This is a genomic window from Hymenobacter crusticola (assembly GCF_002154225.1).
GTDB lineage: Bacteria > Bacteroidota > Bacteroidia > Cytophagales > Hymenobacteraceae > Hymenobacter > Hymenobacter crusticola.
The window spans coordinates 590,061-612,365 of record NZ_MTSE01000001.1 but is presented as its reverse complement, the minus strand read 5'-3'; the positions used below and the strand labels follow the sequence as shown (position 1 = coordinate 612,365).

The window sequence follows — 22,305 nt, the reverse complement described above, 5'->3', positions numbered from 1 at the left end:
CTAGAAAGCAGCAGTTGAAAGCCTGGGGCTAGGCTGTTGTGCCTAGCCTAACTACTTGTCGGCAAGGACTCAGGTAGCAATAAGGATAGTTCTTGAACGTCAGACTAACTGGCCGAGGCATCTCTACCGCAACAGTAACTACTTGCGTTGGTGGTAGAAATGCCTCGACCCGCTTGGCCTAGCCTAGCTGGTAGGCGCGACTTCTCGCTGCTAACCTTAACTCCTTATTTGTCCAAGGATTGTAGCCAGGGCAGCGCGTTCAGCATCATGGGTACGATGCTGGTGCGGTGGGTGCCACCCGGAATGGGGAAAAACGCTACGTTGGTAGCACCCGCGGCCTGGAAACGGGTATAGGTAGTGACGGAGGTGCTGAAGAAGACCGACTCGTCGTTGGTGCCGTGGTAGAGGCGCGTGGGGCTTCTGGGCACCCAGTTGTTGAAGCTGTTTTCCAAGAGTTGCTGCTTCAGCACCGGCTCACCGCTTGGGTTTTTCAGGTTGGCGTAGAAGGTGGGGTTAAACAAAGAAGCTAGGTTCGTGGTCAGCTCGGCGTTGATCTGGTCGATGTTCTTGGTACCGTCTAGCAGCGTCGGTATCTTGCCGGCGTAAGGTTGCTGAAAGAAGTCGGTCAGTGGCCGGTTCCACGTGTAGGTAGTGTTGTAGGCTTGAATGATGAACGCCAGGAACGACGGACTAGCGTACGTGGGCACAGTGGCAACCTGATTCAAGAACTCTGGTAAGTCGTAGCCACCCGCGCCGGCAGCGGCGGCCGTCAGCGTAAGCTGGTGGCCAGGGTGCGTTTCGATTTCCTGCTGAGCAGCCATCGTCACGTAGCCGCCCTCCGAGTAGCCTGCCAAAAACAAGTTGTTGTTGAGTGCCACCCCATCGCTTTTTAGAAAATATTGGGCAGCCTTCAGCATGTTCACGACCGTCAGGGCGCTGGATTTACGGTCGAAGTAGGGGTGAAAAATGTTCTGGGAAGTTCCGTAGCCGATAAAATCAGGGATGACGGTGATAAAGCCTGCCGAAGCAAACAGCTCGAAGCCACTGAAGGTAGCAGGGAAGTTGGAAGGCGCTTCGGCCTGCCGAAACATGGTGCCGTGCTGGGCACTGAGCAGCGCGGGCGTGGTGGGCATGCCCCGCGGAATCCCAAGCAGCCCCGAAGCCTGCACGTTCTGCCCCTGGTACTTCACTTTGTACACCATGCGGTAGAACGTCACGTCGTACTTAGCGAAGGGCGCGAAGCTCTCGAAGCCGGCTTGTATTGCTAAGTTTCTGAGGGTAGCCGCGGGCACCGTCCCGACGAGTTCAGCCGTTACAAACAGGTCTTTGCCACTCGGCTGCGGGTCGATGGGCGTGGGGTCGTCATTGATGTATTCGCAGCTGCTGAACACGGCGAGCCACAGCACGAGCAGCCACCGGAGGGAAGCAAGGTTTTTTAGCATGACATGAAGGAGGGTAGAGGTGTTCGATCGAAAAGGGGAGGTGTAGTTACTTGAAGGCTAGTAGTTTACACTTATTGAGCTACAACACAAAGTAAAAATCAAAAAATAAGTGATGGGCGTGGCGCCAGCTGCTGTTGGCCCTGAGTAACCTTCCGGCGTACCGGGCAGTAGACCCATGAAGAACCTGCCTTCGACAGCTGCCGCTTGCTGGTTGGGGCGCCTTAACACCATCCCCTCGTATGAGCTTCTCCATTGACCAGATCCTGCGCGGGGATATTCCGCGCGTGGAGCGGCCGCCTGCCGCAGACCCTAGCTTGGTGCCCGTCCGTTTGCGCGTCAACGGGCAAGACCACGACTTGCAACTAGAACCTAGGGTAAGCTTGCTCGATGCCCTGCGCGAGTTCATTGGCCTGACTGGTACCAAGAAAGGCTGTAACCAAGGCGCGTGCGGCGCCTGCACGGTGCTCGTTGAGGGCGAGCGGGTTAACTCCTGCCTGACCTTTGCCATCATGCACCAAGGCAAGGACATCACCACCATTGAAGGCCTAGGTACCCCCGATGCCCTGCACCCGCTGCAAGCCGCTTTTATTGAGCACGATGGGTATCAGTGCGGCTACTGCACGCCGGGGCAAATCTGCTCGGCCGTGGCCATGCTGAAGGAAGTGGAGCACGGCGACGCCAGCCATGTGACCTCCGATCTAATGGCCACCGACGTGCAGCTGACCGACGAAGAAATCAGGGAGCGGATGAGCGGCAACGTCTGCCGCTGCGGTGCTTACCTAGGTATTGTCGATTCGATTCGGGCCGTGTACGAACAGCAAAAAGGCCAGTAAGCATGAGAGCCTTCACCTACACCCAGGCCACAGATGCGTCGGCGGCACTACACGCCGCCCTACAGAACCCGGAAGCTAAATACATCGGCGGCGGCACCAACCTGGTGGACTTGATGCGCGAAGAAGTCGAGCGGCCGAATGAGGTTATCGACATCAACGCGTTGCCTTTCAGCCAAATCGAAGTGCTGCCAGATGGTGGCGTCCGTCTGGGCGCCCTCGCTCGCAACAGCCACACAGCCAACCATCCGCTTGTGCGGCAGCGTTACCCGGTGCTTGCGCAGGCCATGCTCAGCGCGGCCTCGCCGCAACTGCGTAACCTAGCTACCAACGCCGGCAACCTCTTGCAGCGCACCCGCTGCTATTACTTCTACGACACTACAGCGCCGTGCAACAAGCGCCAGCCCGGCTCCGGCTGCGCGGCTATTCATGGTGTCAATCGAATTCACGCCATCCTGGGTACCAGCGAGCAGTGCATTGCCACGCACCCCAGCGATATGGCGGTGGCGCTGGCGGCGCTTGAAGCCGTGGTGCAAGTGCAAGGCGCCAACGGCACCCGTCGCATTGCCATGGAGGAATTTCACCGCTTGCCCGGCGACCATCCCGAGCAAGATACCACCCTAGGTCGCGATGAGCTGATTACGAGCATCGACTTGCCCGCACTGCCGTCGACTGCCAACTCGCTTTATTTCAAAGTGCGCGAGCGGCCTAGCTTTGCGTTTGCGCTGGTGTCGGTGGCGGCGGTGCTGGAGCTTGAAGGTGAGCAGATAAAGAACGTGCGGCTTGCCCTGGGAGGCGTGGCGCACAAACCCTGGCGGGCTCGCACGGCCGAAGAAGCCCTGCTGGGCAAACCGGCTACCGCCGAGAACTTCCGGCAGGCGGCCGAAGCGGAACTACAAACCGCTATTGCCTATGAACACAACGCCTTCAAAATAGAGCTAGCCAAGCGCACCATCGTGCGGGCGCTACTCACGCTTGCCGAACGTCAACTCCTAGCCTAAGTCGATGAGAACGAAAGAAGTAGGTCGCCCGCTCGACCGGGTTGACGGCCGTCTGAAAGTAACTGGCCAGGCACGCTACACGGCTGAGTTTCCGGTTGAGCAAGTGGCGTATGGCGTGCTCGTGCGCAGCACCATCGCCCGCGGCCGCATCCTCGCCTACGGCACCAAGGCCGCTGAACAAACCCCAGGGGTGCTGGCCGTACTGACGCACGAAAACGCCCCGAAGCGCCACCCAACCAAGGAGTTTGACCCGAGCGACAAAGAACCTAGCGCCTCGCCCACGACCATCCTCGTCCTCAACACCGATGAAGTGAGCTGGCACGGCCAACCCCTGGTGGTAGTGATAGCCGAAACGCTCGACCAAGCCGAGGAAGCTGCTTCGTTGGTGCGCATCACCTACGCACCGGCCGAAGAGCTAGCTAAGTTGTCGATGCTGGACCAGAAAACGGAGGCCTTTGTGCCCAAAAAGGTGCTGAACGAAAAGCCGGAAGTAACGCAAGGCAACGCGGAAGAAGCTTTGGCGGCGGCCCCCGTTAAGATAGACCACACTTACACCACGCCGCCCTACAACCACAACCCCATTGAGGCGCACAATACCCTAGCGTATTGGGAAGGCGATGACCAGTTGACGGTCTATGATTCAACGCAGTACATCTTTGGGGTGCGCAAGATGCTATCGGAGATGTTTGCGCTGAAGGAAGAAAACGTGCGCGTCGTGTCGGCCTTTGTGGGTGGTGCTTTTGGGAGTAAAGGCCGGGCTTGGCCGCACGTCGGCCTCACGGCGATGGCCGCCAAAGTGGTGGGCCGGCCGGTGAAAATTGACCTACCGCGCAAGGATATGTTCTACATGGTGGGTGGCCGCACGCCCAGCGAACAGCGCGTAGCCCTAGGTGCCGATGCAGAGGGCAAGCTGCAAGCAGTGGTTCATACCGGCCTCACGGCCAGTTCTACCAGCAACACCTTCGCCGAACACTTTTCCTTTGTCACGCGCCACCTGTATGCTAGCCCTAACTTCCTGATTCAGCAAAAGTTGGTGCGGCTTGATATGGTGCCCAATACCTTCATGCGGGCGCCGGGCGAAGGCATCGGCACGTTTGCGCTGGAGTCGGCCATGGATGAGCTAGCCTACGCCCTGAACATGGACCCGATAGAACTGCGCCTGCGCAATGAGCCCGAGAAGGACCCCACCATGCACGTACCATTTTCGAGCCGCCACCTAAAGGAGTGCTTTGCGCTCGGAGCAGAGAAGTTCGGTTGGCATCAGCGCAACCCGCAGCCGCGTGGCCGGCGCGAAGGGCCGTGGCTCATTGGCCAGGGCACGGCAAGTGCCTTTTACCCAGCGAACAAGCGCAGTGCTGAAGTGAAAGTCAAGCTTTCGATTGACGGGACGGCTCTGTTGCAGAGCGCTACCCACGAAATGGGCACCGGCACGGCCACGGTGCAAGCCCAAAATGCCGCTGATCAGCTAGGGTTATCCGTTGAGAAGGTGCGCTTTGAGTACGGCGACTCCTTATTGCCGAAGGCCAACGGCAGCTATGGCTCCACCACGACCATCACGGTGGGTGGCGCCGTGGAGCTAGCCTGCGAAGATCTTAAGCGCCAGCTGCTACGTCTGGCTGTGAAGCACCCTAGCTCTGTCCTGCACGAGGCCAACTACGACGACCTTGAAGCGCGCGACAATGGGTTGTTCTACAAAGACAACCCAACCCGTGGCGAAACCTACGCTGTTATCCTTGCTCGTGAGGGCAAAGAAAACCTCGAAGCACAAGCTAGCTTCCCGCCTTTCTTGAAGGAAAAGCTAGAGGAAATGGCCTATTCCTTTCAGTCCTTCGGGGCGCAGTTTTGCGAGGTGCGCGTGCACGAGGAGACCGGCGAGGTGCTGGTGTCACGTTGGGTGGGCGTGTACGACTGCGGCACGATTCTGAACGATAAAACTGCTCGCTCTCAGTTCCTTGGCTCCGTGACTATGGGTATCGGCATGGCTCTGTGGGAGGAAACCCACTGGGACCTGCGCGACGGTCGCATCCCGAATGCTAGCCTCAGCGAATACCACGTGCCCGTGGCCGCTGGCCTGCCACGTATCGAAGTGTACTCCCTTGGCATTCCTGACCCGCACACACCTCTAGGGGCGCACGGCGCCGGCGAAATTGCCGTAACGGGCGCAGCGGCGGCTATTGCTAATGCCGTGTACCACGCCACCGGCAAGCGCATCCGCGACCTACCTATCACGCCCGATAAGTTGCTGTAGCGCGAAGCTTCTGCTTCGCGCATCGCTGAACATCTCGCCCCCGCCGGTCGGACGCCCTAGGCGTCCGACCGGTTGCCGTCAGAATTAAGTGCCGGAATAACGCTCCTAGCTCGTACTCGCTGCCGCAAACGTCCGCAGCCAACAACTGGTCGGACGCCTAGGACGTCGGACTGGCGGGCGGGTTATTCTTATTGCACCGAAAACCGGAAAGCGGCCGGTGTTAAGCCCGTCTTGCTCTTGAACAGGCGCGTGAAGTATTGTGGGTACTCGAAACCTAGCTGATACGCCGTTTCATTAATCGTGAGCGAGGTGCTAAGTAGCAGCTGCTTGGCTTTGTTGATCAGCGCATTGTGAATATGCTGTTGGGTATTCTGCCCCGTGAGGGTGCGGAGCATGTCGCTCAGGTAAGCGGGCGACACATGCAAGGCATCGGCGAAGTGCTGCACGGTCGGCAGCGGCTGTTCAGTTTCCCGCGCAAAATAAGCCGATAGTAGTGCCTCAAAACGAGTGAGCAAATCGTGCTCGGCGGTGCGGCGGGTGTGGAACTGACGGTGGTAGAAGCGGTTGGCGTAGCTCAGCAACACGTCGAGCTGCGACACGAGCACGTCTTGGCTGAAGGCGTCAATAGGCTGCTCGTATTCCATCCGAATGCCGTTAATCATGCCGGCTAGTAGACCCTCTTCTTTAGCCGACAAGTGCAGCGCTTCGTGCGATTGATACGAAAAGAACCCGTAGCTGAGGATCTTCTTGGCCAGTGGGTACTTCAGCAGCAAGTCGGGGTGAAACACGAGCATCCAGCCATTTATCTCCGAAATATCAAGCGTTTCATCGACGGCAAATACTTGATCAGGGCCTAGGAAAAACAGCACGCCCTCGGCGAAGTCGTAGGACTGGCGCCCGTAGTAGATCGTGCCTTTTATGCCGCGCTTCAGGGCCACGGTATAGAGCTGCTGCACCACAGGCGTGGTCGGGTGGGGTAGGCAGCGGGCTTCTTCCAGGTTAATGATGGTGAGCAGCGGGTGTGCTGGCGCGGGCAGGTTGTAGAAGCGGGTGTAGTCCGTCACGGTCGATAGCACACGGAAGTTCTGGGTGGTTTGCTTCATAAACGGTTGTTGTAAAGGCGGCTATAGTTCCTGTGATAAAAAAGCTAGCACCTCCGCGTTTAGCTCATCATGAAAGCTAGCCCGATCAAAGCCCGGAGGATCTTGCGAAGGCGGAAACGCCGGGCTAACTCTTGCTTCCGGGAACGGGCTGAGAAAGGAGAAGTGCCCAGCATTCTCGACTACTCGGTGCTGAACCTTTGCGGGGTCCGGTACCCCGTTGAGAATAACGTGGGCGTGTTCAATAGGCGTGTGCACATCAACTTCTCCCGTAAGCAACAGCGTCGGGGCCTGAATAGTATGCAACGCGCCTGCGGCCCGGAACCACATGGCTGCTGGTGCGAGCAGTACCAGCGCTTTCACCCGGCTATCGGTAGGTGTTGGTATCGGGTGAAACTGGTTGTCGGCCGATTCCCACGGAAAGGAGCTAGGGGCCCCGCCCGCTAGTGCCAACGCCGTATAGCCGCCTACGGAGTGACCAATAAGGCCTACCGTATCTGGCTTTAGGAACTTGGTAACGTGTGGGTTTTCGAACAATTCATTGATGGCTAGCTCCAAATGCCGAGGTCGATGCGTTAGGTTCTGTACCGTTTTCTCCCAACTATTATCCAGCCGATTGTTGAATGGGTGGTCTGGCAAACCTACCACAAACCCATGACGAGCTAGGTAGTGCGCCAGCAGACGGTGTGTCATCCCTGAGCCGCCATTGCCATGTGAAATCAGCACCAGCGGAAACACGCCCTCTCGGACAGGAGCTTCCTGCGCAACGTCGAGCTGATACATTCCTAATGCTTGCATTTTGCCCAATGTGATAGTCGGGTAGAAAACAATCATTGGGAACGTCAGACCTAGCTGCGGGTCAGCTACTTCGGCGCTGAAATATCCTACAAAGTCGCTCATGGTTTCGGGCGCTGCATGGTAGCTTATGGCACGTAACCCTGTCAGGGTTCGGAACCTGACAGGGTTGTGGTTGCAAGTAACTGAAAGCTACGCAGCCCAACCGCAACTTAGAACATGGCCGGGTACGCGGCGCCCGCTGAGCTACCAACCGGCATGATGGCTTCTAGTTCAGCTAGCTCTTGAGCGCTAAGGGGGATGCTGGCTGCAGCCACGTTGGCTTCTAAGTACTTACGGCGCTTGGTGCCCGGAATAGCGACTACATCTTGGGCCAAAACCCAGGCAATAGCAAGCTGAGCTGCCGTTACACTTTTGGCCTGCGCCAAGGTTTGCAGCTTTTCTACTAGCTCCAAGTTCTTGTAGAAGTTCTCGCCCTGGTAGCGGGGGAAGTGGCGGCGTGAGTCGTTGGCCTCAAGGTCGTCGGGCGATTTGATTTCGCCGGATAAGAAGCCGCGGCCCAACGGTGAGTAGGCCACGAAGCCAATTCCTAGCTCCCGAGCGGCTTGCAAGGAGCCGGTTTCTTCCACGCCCCGGTCGAAGAGCGAGTATTCTGTTTGCAGGGCCGTGATGGGGTGCACCTGATGGGCGCGGCGCAACTCGTCGGGCGTCGTTTCCGATACCCCTAGGTAGCGCACTTTGCCTTCCTCCACGAAGCGGCTCATCTCCCCAATGGTGTCTTCGATGGGCACGCTCGGATCGACGCGGTGCAGGTAATACAAGTCTACGTAGTCGGTGCCGAGGTTCTTCAGCGACCGTTCGATGGACTTGCGGGCGTAGGCGGGGTGGCCGTTCAGTTTGCCGGTCCAGTTTTCGGCGTCATCTACTTCAAACCCAAACTTCGTGGCGAGGATAATCTCCTGCCGACGACCCGTTAGGACTTTGCCCACCAGGCGCTCGTTGTGCATGGGGCCATACAAGTCGGCGGTATCCAGCAGGTTAATGCCTAGCTCCAGAGCGCGGTGCAGGGTAGCGAGGCTTTCGGTTTCGTCGGCTTCGCCGTACACACTCATGCCGGCTACGCCGCTCGTCATGCCCATGCAGCCTAGGCCTTCAACAGGTACGGTTAATCCTTGGCTTCCTAGGGGTACTCTTTTTATGGTGCTCATCTTGTGACTATTATAAGGTAAGGGGGGATTTTTTACCTTACAAAGATCTAACGTTGAGCTAGGTCATGGTTTATACAAACCGCCGCTTCTGCAACACAAAACGCGGCTACTTTTGCCCGACCACCTAGGTAAACAATATCAGCAACGACGAGACGCGAAGTGTCGCGTCTCTACATCAGCCTGGCGTTTACAACGAAGCGGGAGAGACGCTACGACAACCTCAGCAGGACGTTCTCTTTGGATGTGTTGGCTAGCTTCTGCTAAAATCACCAGCCCTGCACCGTGTAGCCACCGAAAATGCTGCGGTTCACGGCGGGCGTGAAAATGGGGTAAGGATACACTGGGTCGAGGGCGCTGGCTTGGTCTAGCTTCTGGAGCTGATGGGCGGTAAGCTGCACCTCCAAGGAGGCTAGGTTGTCGTGCAACTGCTCAAGTTTGCTGGCCCCAATGATGAGCGAACTCATGCCAGGTTGCGCCGAAGCCCAGGCAAGCGCCACCTGCGCCAGCGTAAGATTGGCCTCAGTGGCTACTTCGCGCAACGAATCGAGTACGCGCCAGTTGCGGTCGGTAAAGAGCTGGTCGCCAAAGGGGTTGGGGCCGCTGAGCCGGCCGTCGGTTGTGGCTTTGGGGTCTTCGCGCTGGTACTTGCCGGCTAGAAACCCCGCCGCCAGCGGACTCCACGGCGTGATACCTAGGCCCAGCGCCCGCGCGGCGGGCACATGCTCCCGCTCAATGCTGCGGTCGACTAAGGAATATTCGAGCTGCAAGGCAATGGGGCTAGGAATGGCGTGCGTTGAAGCTAGGGTAGCAGCTTGCGCAACGTACCAAGCGGGCACATTAGAGAAACCGAAGTAGCGAATTTTGCCCGCCCGCACCAAGTCGCCGAAGGTTTGCAGCACTTCCTCCACGGGCGTCACCATGTCCCAGGTGTGCAGCCAGTACATATCGACGTAGTCGGTGCGCAGGCGGCGCAGCGAGCCCTCAAGTGCCCGGTAGATGTTCTTGCGGCCGTTGCCGCCAGCGTTCGAGTTGCCAGGTTCGGCGTTGAAGGCAAATTTGGTAGCGAGCACCAGTTGGTCGCGTAGGCGACGCTCCGCGATGTAGCCACCCAGCAGCTCTTCGCTACGGCCCTTGGCGTACACGTCGGCCGTATCGATGAAGTTGCCGCCAGCTTCCACGTAGGCGTTGAAGACTGATGCGGAAACGTCATCGGGCGAGCCCCAGCGCGGGGTGCCAAACGTCATAGTGCCGAGGCATAGCGGGCTGACCACCAGGCCAGAACGGCCAAGGGTGCGGAAATTAGTAAGGCTCATGGAAACAGGTTCTTCTAAGAAAATAGTACCATCAAAGATCTAGCTGCTTCCACAGGTTAAACTTATACAAACCGTTGGTTCTGCTACACAAAATGCAGCTAGGTTAACCAATGAGCGCCTAGCTCAATAAGCCGCCATCGTAAGTGAACGTCAGTTCGACCAGCGGGAGAAACCTTGCGTGCATGGTAACTCTAATCGGTAGGGGTTACTACTGCACGCGAAATTTCTCCCGCTGATCGACATGACAGACTATCAACTTATTGGCTTAAGTAATACCCGCGCCGGCGCCCCGTCCGAACCTTTGATTTTTAGCGGCAAGCAAATCATCTCGTAAGCGCCGGGCTTCACGTGTTGCAAGGCTAAGCCTTCAATGACGGTGATACCATTATCAAGCAAGGCGTGGTGCGCCTCGGGGCCGCCAACCGACAGATAGTCAACCCCAACGCAAATCACACCTTTCGCCTGCAGGAACTTGGCCGCATCAGCTGCCAGCGCCACAAAGTCTTTCTTGAAAGGTGCCGTGCCCCATTCCGACGATGAGTTGCGGGTTTTGAACAATACTCGTTCGCCGGGCTGCAAAGGAAGGCTCTGGATTTCGGCCAGCTTAATAGCCTCTGGGTCTTCTATTTGCACCAGTCGCACCGGCCCCATCAGGGTAGCTAGGTCGAGCGTGGTTACGTCGTCGCCGTTGGCAATGAAGTGCAGCGGTGCATCGACGTGCGTGGAGGTATGGGCGCTCATCGAGAGCTTCGTCACGTTGGCCGCGTCGCCGTTGGCAATGCTAGACGTGTGCGTGATGTGAACGGGCGCGTTGTCGGGCCAGTGTACCATGCCATCTTCGATGGTGGTCGTGACGTCAATCCAGGTGTTGGAAGCAGGCATAAGAAAAGAGCTAAGAGCTAGATGTTTAGGTTCAGAGAAGTGGCTACGCGCAACACTTCGGCCACACTCCACGCTTGGGCCATACAGCCGCGCGGATGGTGTGGGGCCTGCCCGTCGAAGATTTCGGAGATAGTACCCACGCCAGCTTCGCGCAAGTGGTACGCAAAGGCATTAAGCACCTGCTGCGCCCGTTGCTTACCTAGCTTGGGGCCGTGCACGTGCAGCAAGGCATCCACGTACGGCCCCAGCAGCCAGCTCCAAACAGTGCCTTGGTGATAAGCCCCATCGCGCTGCAATAACGACCCTTCATAAATGGGCTGATACCTAGCATCTTCGGGGGAAAGACTACGCAAGCCAACTGGCGTGTACAGGTGCTGCTCAACAACGGTGAGTACTTGCTCTGCCCGCTCGCCGGTGAGCAGTGGAAAGGGCAGGCTGAGGGCGAAAAGCTGGTTGGGCCGGATGCTCGCGTCGGGGGAGCCGTCGGGCGTGAGGCAATCGTAGAGGCAACCTCGGTCGGCGTTCCAGAAGCTAGGTTGGAAAGCGCCAAAAAGGCGACTGGCCTGTTGTTCTAAGGTTTGCCCAGCTTCTGGTTGGCCAAAATCGTAGGCTAGGGTGGAGGCAATGCGTAGGGCGTTGTACCACAAGGCGTTTATTTCCACCGCTTTGCCCTGACGCGGCGTTACGACCCAGTTGCCCACTTTGGCGTCCATCCAGGTCAGTTGTTGGCCTTCTTCGCCAGCGGTCAGCAAGCCATCCGCCGCCACGTGAATGCCGTAGCGGGTGCCGCGCTGGTGCCAGGCCAGGATGTCGAGCAACACGGGCAACAAGGTTTCGCGCACAAATTCATCATCGGCGCTAGCCTGCCGGTAGTAGTAGATGGCCACAAAAAACCACAGCGTCGCATCTACGGTGTTGTACTCGGGTGCCTCACCGGAGTCGGGAAAGCGATTAGGCAGCATGCCCTCACTCACTGACTGCGCAAAGGCTTGCAGAATCAGGCGGGCGTCGGCGAGGCGGCCAGTGGTGAGGCACAGGCCCGGCAGGGAAATCATGGTGTCGCGGCCCCAATCCGTAAACCAATGGTAGCCAGCTACAACTGTTTTTAAATCCGCGTCGCGCCGTACGATGAACTGGTCGGCAGCTAGGGTGAGAATGCGCGCCAAGCTATCAGGGGCTGCGTTGGGTGGGAGCAAGGCTGTGCGGCGCTGTTGCTCCTGGGCTAGCAATGCCGCCGCGTCGCGGCCCGCCGGAGAGTCGGTCGAAACCAACAGGTGCAGGATGTCGCCGGGCGCTAGCGAGCGTGAGAAAGAACCCGGGCTAAACAGATCTTCGTGGGACTGCTCGCCGCGCTCCTGCTCGATGGCGTATTCTAACTGATAGAACCACAACGGCCTAGCTGCATAAGTAGCACCCGGAATAGCGAGGTACAGCTCCGGCGAGCTAGGTTGCGGCCTGATTTGGAATACGTCGTCGGTGCAAGTGAAATCTGGCTGCGGCGCGTCGTCGGCGTGGCGAAAATCGTGGGAATTGCGGCCGGCCAGCAGTGGCAGCAGCTCCAGCGCGAACGGCGCCACCGCCGTCAGGACTTCGTACCGGATGAGCGTGGTATTTTCGCCAGCCAGTGCCACGACGGTTTTGCGGAGTGTTACGTCACCTACTTCGTAAGTGAACTCCGGGAAAAGGTCGCGTCGAAACTGAGTAAGGTATTGATACCCTTGCGGCTGCACCGTGCTAGGGTATTGGTTGCAACCTAGCTCGTAGCGCTGCCCATCCACGATAAGCGTCTCATCCAGCTTCGACAACAGTACCTGCCGATCCACAGGCGGGCGGGTAGCGGCTACCAAAAGGCCGTGGTAGCGGCGGCTGTGCGCTCCGCTAATGGTGGAGCTAGCCCAGCCGCCTAGGCCATTGGTTTCCAGCCACTCGCGACTTATGGCTTGGTCAATATCCTGGGTGATGGTAGCGTCAAACGTCATTAGCTAGGTAGGCGGGGTTGCAATAGCTTGGCAATGAGGCCCGTCCAACCCGTTTGGTGGTTGGCACCTAGGCCGCGGCCCGTGTCGCCGTGGAAGTATTCGTGAAACAGAAGGTAGTCGCGGAAATTCGGATCGTTCTGCATGCGCTTATCGTCGCCAAAGGCGGCGCGTTGGCCGTTGGTATCGCGCAAAAACAGCTTCTTCAAGCGGTTCGTCAGGGCATCAGCAATTTCCAGCAGCGTCGAGTACTGCCCCGAGTTTGTGGGGTACTCCACCTTGAAATCGTCGCCGTAGTAGTGGTGGAAGCGTTGCAACGACTCGATAAGCAAGAAGTTAATCGGGAACCAGATGGGGCCGCGCCAGTTGGAGTTGCCCCCAAACAAGTCGGTGGCTGATTCGCCCGGCTCGTAGTTCACCGTAAATTCTTGGTCGGGGGTGCGGTACACGTACGGGTGGTCTTGGTGGTAGCGGGAGAGGGCCCGCACGCCGTATTCCGACAAGAACTCCGCTTCGTCGAGCATGCGCTTGAGCAGGCGTTTCACCCGGTGGCCGCGCAGCAGAGAAAGCAAATGCCGGTCGCCCTTGCCCGGCTCCTGCCACCGCGAAACGAGGCTTGCCAGCGCCGGCCGGTTGTCCAGAAACCAGTTCATGCGCTTCACGAACTTGGGCATTTCTTGCAGCAGGTCCTCATCAAGCACCTCCACGGCAAACAGCGGAATAAGGCCCACGATGGAGCGCACCTTCAGCGGGTGGCGACCGGTGGGCGTGTTCAGCACGTCGTAGTAAAACTCGTCTTCCTCATCCCATAGGTCCAGGCCGGCGTTATCGGTGTCGGTCATGGCCCCCGCGATGTAGAGGAAGTGCTCGAAAAACTTACTGGCTAGGTCCTGGTAGACGGGGTTGGTTTTGGTCAGCTCCAGGGCCATGCGCATCATGTTCAGCGTGTACATGGCCATCCAGGAGGTGCCATCGGCTTGCTCGATGTAGAAGCCGTGCGGCAGCTTGGCGTTGCGGTCGAACACCCCAATGTTATCCAGTCCCAAAAAGCCGCCTTGGAAAATGTTCTTGTTGTGGTTGTCTTTGCGGTTCACCCACCACGTGAAGTTGAGCAGCAAACGGTGAAACACCGATTCCAGAAAAGCCGTGTCGCCCTGCCCGCCGCGCTGCTTTTGCTCCATTTTATACACCCGCCACGTGGCCCAGGCGTGCACCGGTGGGTTCACGTCGCCAAGGGCCCACTCGTAGGCGGGCAGCTGGCCGTTGGGGTGCATGTACCAGTCGCGCAAAAGCAAGCGGAGCTGGCTCTTCGCAAATTCTGGGTCGAGCTGAGCGAGGGGGAGGCAGTGAAAAGCTAGGTCCCAGGCCGCGTACCACGGATACTCCCACTTGTCCGGCATCGAGATGATGTCGGCATTGTTGAGGTGGTGCCAGCCGCTGTTGCGCCCTTCGCGGCGCTGAGGCGGTGGCGGCGGCATGGCTGGGTCGCCGTCGAGCCACTGGGCTACGTCGTAGTAATAAAACTGCTTGCTCCAGAGCATGCCCGCAAACGCCTGGCGCTGCACATTGCGCGCATCGGCATCTTGGAGGTCTTTTTGAATTTCCTGATAAAACGCGTCGGCTTCGTTGCGGCGCTGTTTGAGAAGTTGGTCGAAGTCCTCAAACGGCTTGGCTAGGTCGGCGCTTCCTAGGCGCAGCCGTACCAGCTGGGTTTGGCCGGGCGCCAGGGTTAGGGTGTAGTGCGCAGCAGCCTTCGTGCCGTGCTGCTCAGGGTTGACGGCGCCTTTAGTACCGTGCAGCAGGTACTCATTGATGCCGTCTTTGAAATACTTCTCGGCCGAGTTGCCCTGGTAAAGCCGCGGAATATTAGTGGCATTCTCGCAGAACAGCAACTCCGGCTCCTGGTCACAGTAAAGGCGCAAATTGTCAAACTCCCGGTGCTCAACCGTGATAGCTCCCTTGGCGGAGGAACCTAGCGTAGGACGGTAGTCGTCGTAGCCCCAGGCCCAGGTGTTGCGAAACCAGATATGGGGCAGCACGTGTACCGTTGCTGGCTCCGGTCCGCGGTTCACCACGGAGTACTGAATCAGCAGGTCGTCGGAGCTAGCTTTGGCGTACTCGATGAACACGTCGAAGTAGCGGTCTTCGTGGAAAATGGCGGTGTCCAGCAGTTCAAACTCCGTTTTGGTGCGGCCGCGGCGGGCATTTTCCTGCACCAGCCACTCATACGGAAACGCATGGTGCGGATACTTGTACAGCATCCGCATGTAGGAGTGGGTGGGCGTGTTGTCGAGGTAATAGTACACCTCCTTCACATCTTCGCCGTGGTTGCCCTCGGCCCCACTCAGCCCAAACAAGCGCTCCTTCAAGATGGGGTCTTGCCCATTCCACAACCCTAGCCCGAGGCACAGCAGCTGCTCATTGTCGCTGACGCCGCCGATGCCTTCCTCACCCCAGCGGTAGGCGTAGCTGCGCGCCATGTCGTGGGTCACGTAGTTCCAGGCGTTGCCGTCGGGGCTATAGTCTTCGCGCACTGTTCCCCATTGTCGCTCAGAGAGATAAGGGCCGAACCGGCGCCAGGGGGCTTTTTTGTCCTTGGCGTCGGCCAAGCGTTGGTGTTCTGGAGTCATGGGGGAGGGCGGCTGGCAAATAGATAAGGAACCTCAGTCTGGTAAACCCGGCTTGCTCGATGCGCGCATTCCAAAGGAGAAGCCAGGGCTAGGCTCCCCTCCTTGAAAAGCAGGGGGCCTAGCCGTCGTTACTTTCCTAAGCAAGGCGCAACATGCGGCGAATTAGCCGTTATCCGCAAAACCAGGATACAATGTCATGCCGCCGTCGGCGAAGATGGTGGTGCCGGTCACGTAGTCAGCCTCGTCGGAAGCTAGCCAGGCAGCCACATCGCCAATGTCTTTGGGCTCGCCGATGCGGCCGTAGGGGATGAGCGTAAGCAGGCTCTTTTCTTCCTCGGGCGTGTCGCGGGCGCTGGCGTTAATGGGGGTGGCAATGGCGCCGGGTCCGATGCTGTTCACCCGGATTTTGTGCGGGGCTAGCTCCTGGGCTATGCTCTTCATCAGCAGCATGATACCGCCCTTCGAGCTAGCATAGTTCACGTGCCCTGCCCACGGAATCACCTCGTGCACGGAGCTCATGCAGATGATCTTGCCGGTAGCCTTGGAAATTTCGGGCTGCGGGCCGCGCCGTACAAATTCGCGGGCGGCTTCGCGGGCGCACAGAAACTGCCCGGTTAGGTTCACCCCGATTACTTTATTCCACTGTTCCAGGGTCATATCCAGGAACTTGGCGTCGTCTTGCAGGCCGGAGTTATTGATGAGGATGTGCACAGTACCCAGCTGCTCAACAGTCTGCTTGAACATGCTTTGCACTTCCTCCTCCTTGCTCACGTCGGCCTGCACGATGATGGCTTTGCCACCCATCTCCTCAATTTCTTGCTTGGTCTTGTTGGCGCCTTCCTCGTCGCTGTGATAGTTCACGACGACGGTAGCGCCGTCGGCGGCGAGTGACTTGGCGACGCCCGCGCCGATGCCGGAGCTAGCCCCCGTGACCAGCGCTACTTGGTTGCGTAATCGTTGTTTAGGTGAAAGTGCCATGGTATGCGTGTGGGTTTGGAGCGCAAAAAAGAAAATCGAATAAGCTAAAAGACGAGTGTTGACTACATGAAGTTGTGCCAACAGCTTTGGGCCGCTAGTGCGCTCACGCGAAAAACCGCGAGAAACAGGATGGTCACACGGGGCTGGTCGCCGCCTCTCTACCGCGGCAGCAATCATCTGCGCTGGCGGCAAAGAGGCTGCGGCCAGCTCCGCATGACGTTCTGCTGTACGTAAGCAAGTGCTCTTTCCTTAGGATCCGAACCGTTTCTTACTTGGTGCCTAAGGCAAAGCTGCGCACTAGCTCGGCCACGCGCGCCACATCGGCAGACGTATGCAAGCTGCTCAGGACGATCCGTGTAATGCAGGGGTCGGCGGGCGTTGGATATGCGAAGCTGGAAATCAAGACCTTATGCTTCTCCAGATAGGAAGAGAGGGCATTCACCGCCGTGTAGAACACCGGAAAGCCGGGCGCGAAATCGAACAGACCAAGTGGACCAATGGCTTCGGCAAACTGTGCTATATTGGCTTGCAGCTGCTGCCGCGCCTGCGCGTACAGCTCTTGGGCCCGTGTAAAGGCGTATAAATACGCAGGCACCACAGGCGAGCTAGCCCCGAAGAACCCGCTGCGCTGTAGCTGAGTCAAGAAGTCGGCGTCCGACAACACAACGCCGCCCGGAATACCATAGGCTTTGCCCAACGAGCTGACCACCACCAGCCGCACCGACCTAGGTACTTCTATTTCGGTAATGATGCCCGCGCCCTCCTGGCCGATGACGCCGAAACCGTGCGAGTCATCGAGCAGCAACGTAATGGGACGGTCGGTGGGTAAGTGAGCGGTCCAGCGGAAGTCGTAGCGCTCCACGTGCAAGGGATCCAGCGAGTTGCTAACGATAACTACCGGTTCGGGCGCCGTAGAACCTAGGCGATGCAGGAGGTCCTTGCTCCAGGTGTCGTATGTGATTGGGTGGTTCATGGCAGCCGGGTGCTCGGCAAGCCAAGCGGCCGGGTGCGTACCGGGCGCATACTCAAAACGGCCATGTTGGGCAAGCGCCCGCACGGCCATTTGTCCCGCCAAGTAGCCCGACGATACCGTGAGGGCCGACGCTGCGCCGGTTTGCTGCCGCAAAAGCTGCTCGGCTTCCTCGAACACTGCCAGTTGCAGGTTGGAGTGGCGCGAGCTGCTGTAGTTGGTGCCGTAGTGGTGCATGCCTTCCTGCACTAGGTCCATAAAAGCAGCATGGCGAGCCATACCTAGGTAGCTGGTACCGCTGCAAAACAAGTATTCGTGGCCGTCGACCACGAGGGTGCGGCCGGGTAAATGGTCGATTGTAGGCACGAGAACGTGAGATGAGGGGAAAAGCCAGGGACTGCAAAGATGCCAAACACGGAAGGTGCTAGCCGAGCAGGGCATTCATATACTTGCTTACGGCAAACAAAACAATTGAGGCTACGTTGCCTAGCTATGCACGTCACCCTGCGCACCTATGTTCGCCAATCGCCCGCCCAGGTTATGGCCGGCTTCACCCGCGCCTTGTTCCTGAGCCTAGCGCCGCCTTTCCCCAAGCTAAACCTGCTGCGCTTCGATGGCTGCCGCCGCGACGACGTTGTGGAAATTGAGCTACAAGCCGGCCCTGTGCGCCAGCGCTGGACTAGCCTCATCACCGACGATGGCGTGCTACCCGACGGCACCCACTACTTTGTTGATGAAGGCCAAACGTTGCCCAAGCCCCTGCGCTTTTGGCGCCACCGCCACCTCATCGAGCCTGCTCCTGGTGGCACGGGCAGCGTAATCGTGGATGCGCTGGAGTACCGCACGGCGTTCCGGTGGCTCGACGCGCTGCTGTACCCCGCCATGTGGGCGCAGTTTGCCTATCGCAAGCCAATCTACCGCCGCACGTTCCGCTAGGTGGCGCCCGCCGGTCCGACGCCCTAGGCGTCCGACCGGTTGTTGCGTGCTGACGCCTGCACAAGCTAGGTGAATGGCTATCGGTCCAAACGACTCGTTCTGACGACAACCGGTCGGACGCCTAGGGCGTCGGACCGGCGGGCGCGGGTTGTTTTAATAGTTTGTTCAGCGATACTGGTCGGCACCTGCATCGTCGGACCGGCAGGCAAGGCTTGGTGGAACTTTGCGCGGCGGTAACTGCTTCGGCGGATGTACCTTTGTCGCTTTCATTTCCGAATCAGTTGCTCATGCCCGCTACCATCACCCTCAAACCTGGTAAAGATCAATCATTGCGCCGCTTGCACCCGTGGGTGTTTTCGGGCGCTATTGCCCGCATGCAAGGGCAGCCGCAGGAAGGAGAGGTAGTAGCCGTGCAGGCTGCCAATGGTGAGCCGCTCGGGGTGGGGCATTACGCGCCGGGCTCCATTGCCGTGCGGATGTTGCGCTTCGGCGCCGATGCCGCCGAGCCAGACTCGGCGTTTTGGGAAGAACGGCTGCGCAACGCTTACCAGCTGCGCCAGAACCTAGGCCTGACCGGCAGCAACCCGCAAACCAACGTGTACCGCCTTGTGCACGCCGAAGGCGATGGTCTGCCCGGCCTCATCGTGGACGTGTACGACAACGTAGCGGTGCTGCAAGCGCACAGTGCCGGCATGTACCTAGCTCGCCCTCAGATCGCGGCCGCCCTCCAGCAAGTGCTCGGCAATAACCTGAAAGCCATCTACGACAAGAGCGCCGAAACCGTGCCCGCCAAAGCGGCTCCCGACGCGAAGAACAGCTACCTCTTTGGGCAGTCGAGCGGCGCCGAGCACATTGTGCACGAAAACGGTCAGCCCTTCGCCGTAGATTGGGAAACAGGCCAGAAGACGGGCTTCTTCATCGACCAGCGCGACAACCGGCAGCTGCTGGCCCGCTACGCGCCCGGCCGCCGCGTGCTCAATACCTTCTGCTACACCGGCGGCTTCAGCTCCTACGCCCTGCAAGCCGGCGCCGAGCTGGTGCACTCCGTGGATAGCTCCAAGCGCGCCATCGAGCTCACCGACCGCAACGCCGAACTCACCGGCCTAGCCAGCAAGCACGAAGCGTATGCCCAAGACGTGTTCAGCTTCATGAAAGCTAGCCAGGAGCAATACGACCTCATCGTGCTCGACCCGCCGGCGTTTGCCAAGCACCTTTCGGCCCGCCACAACGCCCTCATGGGCTACAAGCGCCTGAACATTGAGGGCCTGAAGCGCATTGCACCGGGCGGGCTGCTGTTCACGTTTAGCTGTTCGCAAGTGGTTTCGGCTGAGCTGTTTGAAGGCGCGGTGCTGGCTGCCGCCATCGAAGCCGGCCGGCCCGCGCGCATCCTGCACCGCCTCACCCAGCCCGCCGACCACCCCGTGAGCTTGTTTCACCCGGAAGGCGAGTACCTCAAGGGGCTGGTGTTAGCGGTGGGGTAGAGCTAGGTTTAGCGACTACGGTACTGCTTATGCTAAATGCTGAGGTATTAGGCACAGATGTGCTAGGTTGTGTATCGCTACGCACACTTTTTCATGCGCACGTGGAAGAAATAAAGTGAGTTTTGTGGTTTATAGTGCGTGCTAAGTGCATCTTACGAAAACTCAGTGGCCCGACCGAAACTCGCTTCCTCCCTCAAATCACCTGCTGCCGTCATTGGGGCGGGCATTGCTGGCATTGCTACTGCCGTGCGGCTGGCGCTAAAAGGCCACGCCGTGACGGTGTTTGAAGCCGCCGATACTTTCGGGGGGAAGATGCACCAGTTCGAACTGCCCGGCGGCTACCGCTTCGATGCCGGGCCGTCGTTATTTACAATGCCGCAACTAGTCGATGACCTATTTCGGCTGGCGGGGCGCGACCCCAAGGAGCACTTTCGCTATGAGCGGCTCGACCCCATTACCCACTACTTCTTTGCCGACGGCACGCGCCTCAACGCCTGGGCGGATACCAAGAAGTTTGCTGTCGAAATCGAGGCCAAGCTAGGGGTGCCGGCTGCTGATGTAGTGCGCTTTTTGGACCGAAGCGCCCACGCCTACGAGGCAACGGAGAAGACGTTTCTGCACAAGTCGCTGCACAAAGCGGGTACGTACTTCCACGCCGATGTGCTGAAAGCTTTGGCGGCGCTGCCGAGCCTAGGGCTCACGGGTACCATGCACCAGCGCCACGCCAGTGCCTTCCAAGATCCGCGCCTCGTGCAGCTCTTCGACCGCTTCGCCACCTACAACGGCTCCGACCCCTATCAAGCCCCAGCCACGCTCAGCCTGATTCCGCACCTGGAACACGGCATTGGCGCGTTCTACCCCGAGGGCGGCATCTACAGCATTGCGCGCAGCCTAGTGGAGCTGGCCGAAGAGCTAGGCGTAAGCTTTCATTACAACGAACCCGTGACGGAAATCCTGACGGCGGGTGGCCGCGTGACGGGCGTACGCACGCCCCAAGATGTGTACGACATGGGATTGGTGGTCAGCAATATGGATGTGGTGCCAACCTACCGCAAGCTGCTGCCGAGCCAGCCCGCCCCGGAGCGCACCCTAGGGCAGCCGCGCTCTTCTTCGGCCCTGATTTATTACTGGGGTATTGCCCATTCGTTTGATGAGCTAGGCGTGCACAACATCTTTTTCTCCCAGGATTACCAAAAGGAGTTCGACGCCATTTTCAAGCAGAAAACCGTCGCCGAAGATCCCACGGTTTACGTGAACATCACCTCCAAAAAGACGCCCACCGATGCTCCCGCCGGTCACGAAAACTGGTTTGTGATGGTGAATGTGCCTCACCACCAAGGTCAGGATTGGGACGCCCTTATTCAGCAAACCCGGCAAGCCGTGCTCGACAAAGTGAGCCGCAGCCTAGGCACGCCCGTTGAGCCGCTTATCCGGGCCGAGCAGGTGTGGGACCCACGCGGTATCGAGCAGCGCACGTCCTCGTTTGGGGGCGCGCTTTACGGCAGCAGCTCCAACAACCCCCTGGCCGCGTTTCTGCGCCACCCCAACTTTTCGCGGAAGCTGGAAGGGCTGTACTTTTGTGGTGGCAGTGTACACCCTGGTGGTGGTATTCCATTGTGTTTGCTTTCCGCCAAGATTGTAGCCGATCTTGTTGATTAACTTTGAAGGAAGAAAGCTGAATTAATAGCCAGTAGTAGCCTTTGGGCCGCCTGGCCAACGTAGCTAGCTAGCCACATTGCCAAAACAAATTCGCTCGGCGTCGTAAAGACCTGCAGCTTTCCAACCGTAGCCCCTCAGCATTTCTCACTAATGTCTTTTCCTGAATCAACTCAACAGGCTCCTCCTACGCAGTTAGCCGCGTCCGGTGCATACACGCGGCGGCTACGCGTGGCGCAAGGCGTGTTGTTGCTTTTCCACGTCACGGGCTTTATCGGGCTAGCGTTTTCCAAAGACCCTAGCTTTTACTTGCAGTTTGTACCGCTCAACCTGCTGCTCACCATGCTGTTGCTGCTGGCGTTTCAGCCCGACCGGGGCACGGCCTTCGTGGTGTTTTGCGTCACGGTAGCCGCCGTCAGCTTCTTTGTGGAGGTGGCTGGCGTGCAGACGGGCCGGCTGTTTGGACAGTATGAGTATGGGACGGTGCTCGGCTGGAAGTGGATGAGCGTACCCCTGCTTATTGGCCTCAACTGGCTTATGCTGACCTACATGGGCGGTATCCTGGCTGAGTATGTGCGCGTACCTAGCTTTGTGCGTGCCCTGCTTGCGGCGGTGCTGGTGGTGGGCATGGATGTGTGCATTGAGCCAGTGGCCGTACGCTACGACTTCTGGACCTGGCAGTACAACGTGATTCCGATGCAGAACTTCAAGGCTTGGTTTGCGCTGGCGCTTATCCTGCAAGTGTATTACAATCGCACCTACTTCGTGAAGCGCAATCCGCTGGTGCCGTTCGTGTATCTGCTGCAACTTCTGTTCTTTTTTGGGCTAGGTATGCTGAACAGATAATCGATTCTGGCAA

At 58.7% G+C, this 22,305-nt stretch carries 17 protein-coding genes; 7 read left to right on the top strand and 10 right to left on the bottom strand.

Annotated features, from left to right (window positions below; genetic code table 11):
* Positions 1–224: 224 nt before the first annotated feature.
* Positions 225–1,442: an alpha/beta hydrolase family protein gene (locus BXP70_RS02530; protein WP_086592420.1), complete on the bottom strand. Its 1,218-nt coding sequence runs from the start codon at positions 1,440–1,442 to the stop codon at positions 225–227.
* Between the two features lie 239 nt (positions 1,443–1,681).
* Here BXP70_RS02530 and BXP70_RS02525 point away from each other — a divergent pair, with 239 nt between their 5' ends.
* The 3 genes from BXP70_RS02525 to BXP70_RS02515 are packed head-to-tail and all read left to right on the top strand — an operon-like array spanning position 1,682 to position 5,521.
* Entirely contained in the window at positions 1,682–2,275 is a 594-nt protein-coding gene (locus BXP70_RS02525; protein WP_086592419.1) for a 2Fe-2S iron-sulfur cluster-binding protein, read from the top strand.
* A 2-nt stretch (positions 2,276–2,277) separates the two neighbouring features.
* Positions 2,278–3,273 carry an FAD binding domain-containing protein gene (locus tag BXP70_RS02520; RefSeq protein ID WP_086592418.1) on the top strand — a complete coding sequence of 332 codons (996 nt, stop codon included), beginning with the start codon at positions 2,278–2,280 and terminating at the stop codon, positions 3,271–3,273.
* 4 nt (positions 3,274–3,277) lie between these two features.
* Positions 3,278–5,521, top strand: a complete 2,244-nt coding sequence (locus tag BXP70_RS02515) for a xanthine dehydrogenase family protein molybdopterin-binding subunit (RefSeq protein WP_086592417.1) — start codon at positions 3,278–3,280, stop codon at positions 5,519–5,521.
* Between the two features lie 188 nt (positions 5,522–5,709).
* On the opposite strand, the gene BXP70_RS02510 is transcribed toward BXP70_RS02515, so the two are convergent.
* From BXP70_RS02510 to BXP70_RS02470, 9 genes are all read right to left on the bottom strand, one after another.
* Positions 5,710–6,624, bottom strand: coding sequence for a helix-turn-helix domain-containing protein (locus BXP70_RS02510; protein ID WP_086592416.1), 915 nt, complete (start codon positions 6,622–6,624; stop codon positions 5,710–5,712).
* 21 nt (positions 6,625–6,645) lie between these two features.
* Entirely contained in the window at positions 6,646–7,521 is an 876-nt protein-coding gene (locus BXP70_RS02505) for an alpha/beta hydrolase family protein (RefSeq protein WP_218779724.1), read from the bottom strand.
* A 107-nt stretch (positions 7,522–7,628) separates the two neighbouring features.
* Entirely contained in the window at positions 7,629–8,624 is a 996-nt protein-coding gene (locus tag BXP70_RS02500; RefSeq protein ID WP_086592415.1) for an aldo/keto reductase, read from the bottom strand.
* 266 nt (positions 8,625–8,890) lie between these two features.
* On the bottom strand, positions 8,891–9,937 hold the full coding sequence (locus BXP70_RS02495) for an aldo/keto reductase (protein ID WP_086592414.1): 1,047 nt from the start codon (positions 9,935–9,937) through the stop codon (positions 8,891–8,893).
* Between the two features lie 252 nt (positions 9,938–10,189).
* On the bottom strand, positions 10,190–10,819 hold the full coding sequence (locus BXP70_RS02490) for a cyclase family protein (RefSeq protein ID WP_086592413.1): 630 nt from the start codon (positions 10,817–10,819) through the stop codon (positions 10,190–10,192).
* Positions 10,820–10,836: 17 nt separating this feature from the next.
* Positions 10,837–12,798 (bottom strand): amylo-alpha-1,6-glucosidase, encoded by a 1,962-nt coding sequence (locus BXP70_RS02485; protein ID WP_086592412.1) that lies wholly within the window; start codon positions 12,796–12,798, stop codon positions 10,837–10,839.
* Entirely contained in the window at positions 12,798–15,425 is a 2,628-nt protein-coding gene (locus BXP70_RS02480; RefSeq protein WP_086592411.1) for an MGH1-like glycoside hydrolase domain-containing protein, read from the bottom strand. Before BXP70_RS02480 ends, BXP70_RS02485 begins: the two co-directional genes overlap by 1 nt.
* A 162-nt stretch (positions 15,426–15,587) precedes the next feature.
* Positions 15,588–16,403, bottom strand: a complete 816-nt coding sequence (locus BXP70_RS02475; RefSeq protein ID WP_086592410.1) for an SDR family oxidoreductase — start codon at positions 16,401–16,403, stop codon at positions 15,588–15,590.
* Between the two features lie 268 nt (positions 16,404–16,671).
* On the bottom strand, positions 16,672–17,739 hold the full coding sequence (locus tag BXP70_RS02470) for an aminotransferase class I/II-fold pyridoxal phosphate-dependent enzyme (protein ID WP_245849443.1): 1,068 nt from the start codon (positions 17,737–17,739) through the stop codon (positions 16,672–16,674).
* 126 nt (positions 17,740–17,865) lie between these two features.
* Here BXP70_RS02470 and BXP70_RS02465 point away from each other — a divergent pair, with 126 nt between their 5' ends.
* The 4 genes from BXP70_RS02465 (at position 17,866) to BXP70_RS02450 (ending at position 22,292) form a co-directional block, all read left to right on the top strand.
* Positions 17,866–18,309, top strand: coding sequence for an SRPBCC family protein (locus BXP70_RS02465; protein WP_086592408.1), 444 nt, complete (start codon positions 17,866–17,868; stop codon positions 18,307–18,309).
* Between the two features lie 287 nt (positions 18,310–18,596).
* Positions 18,597–19,790 carry a class I SAM-dependent rRNA methyltransferase gene (locus BXP70_RS02460; protein WP_086592407.1) on the top strand — a complete coding sequence of 398 codons (1,194 nt, stop codon included), beginning with the start codon at positions 18,597–18,599 and terminating at the stop codon, positions 19,788–19,790.
* A gap of 165 nt (positions 19,791–19,955) precedes the next feature.
* Positions 19,956–21,449: a 1-hydroxycarotenoid 3,4-desaturase CrtD gene (gene crtD, locus BXP70_RS02455; protein ID WP_086592406.1), complete on the top strand. Its 1,494-nt coding sequence runs from the start codon at positions 19,956–19,958 to the stop codon at positions 21,447–21,449.
* A gap of 150 nt (positions 21,450–21,599) precedes the next feature.
* Complete coding sequence (locus BXP70_RS02450; protein ID WP_086592405.1) at positions 21,600–22,292, top strand: carotenoid biosynthesis protein; 693 nt, start codon at positions 21,600–21,602, stop codon at positions 22,290–22,292.
* Positions 22,293–22,305 lie beyond the last annotated feature (13 nt).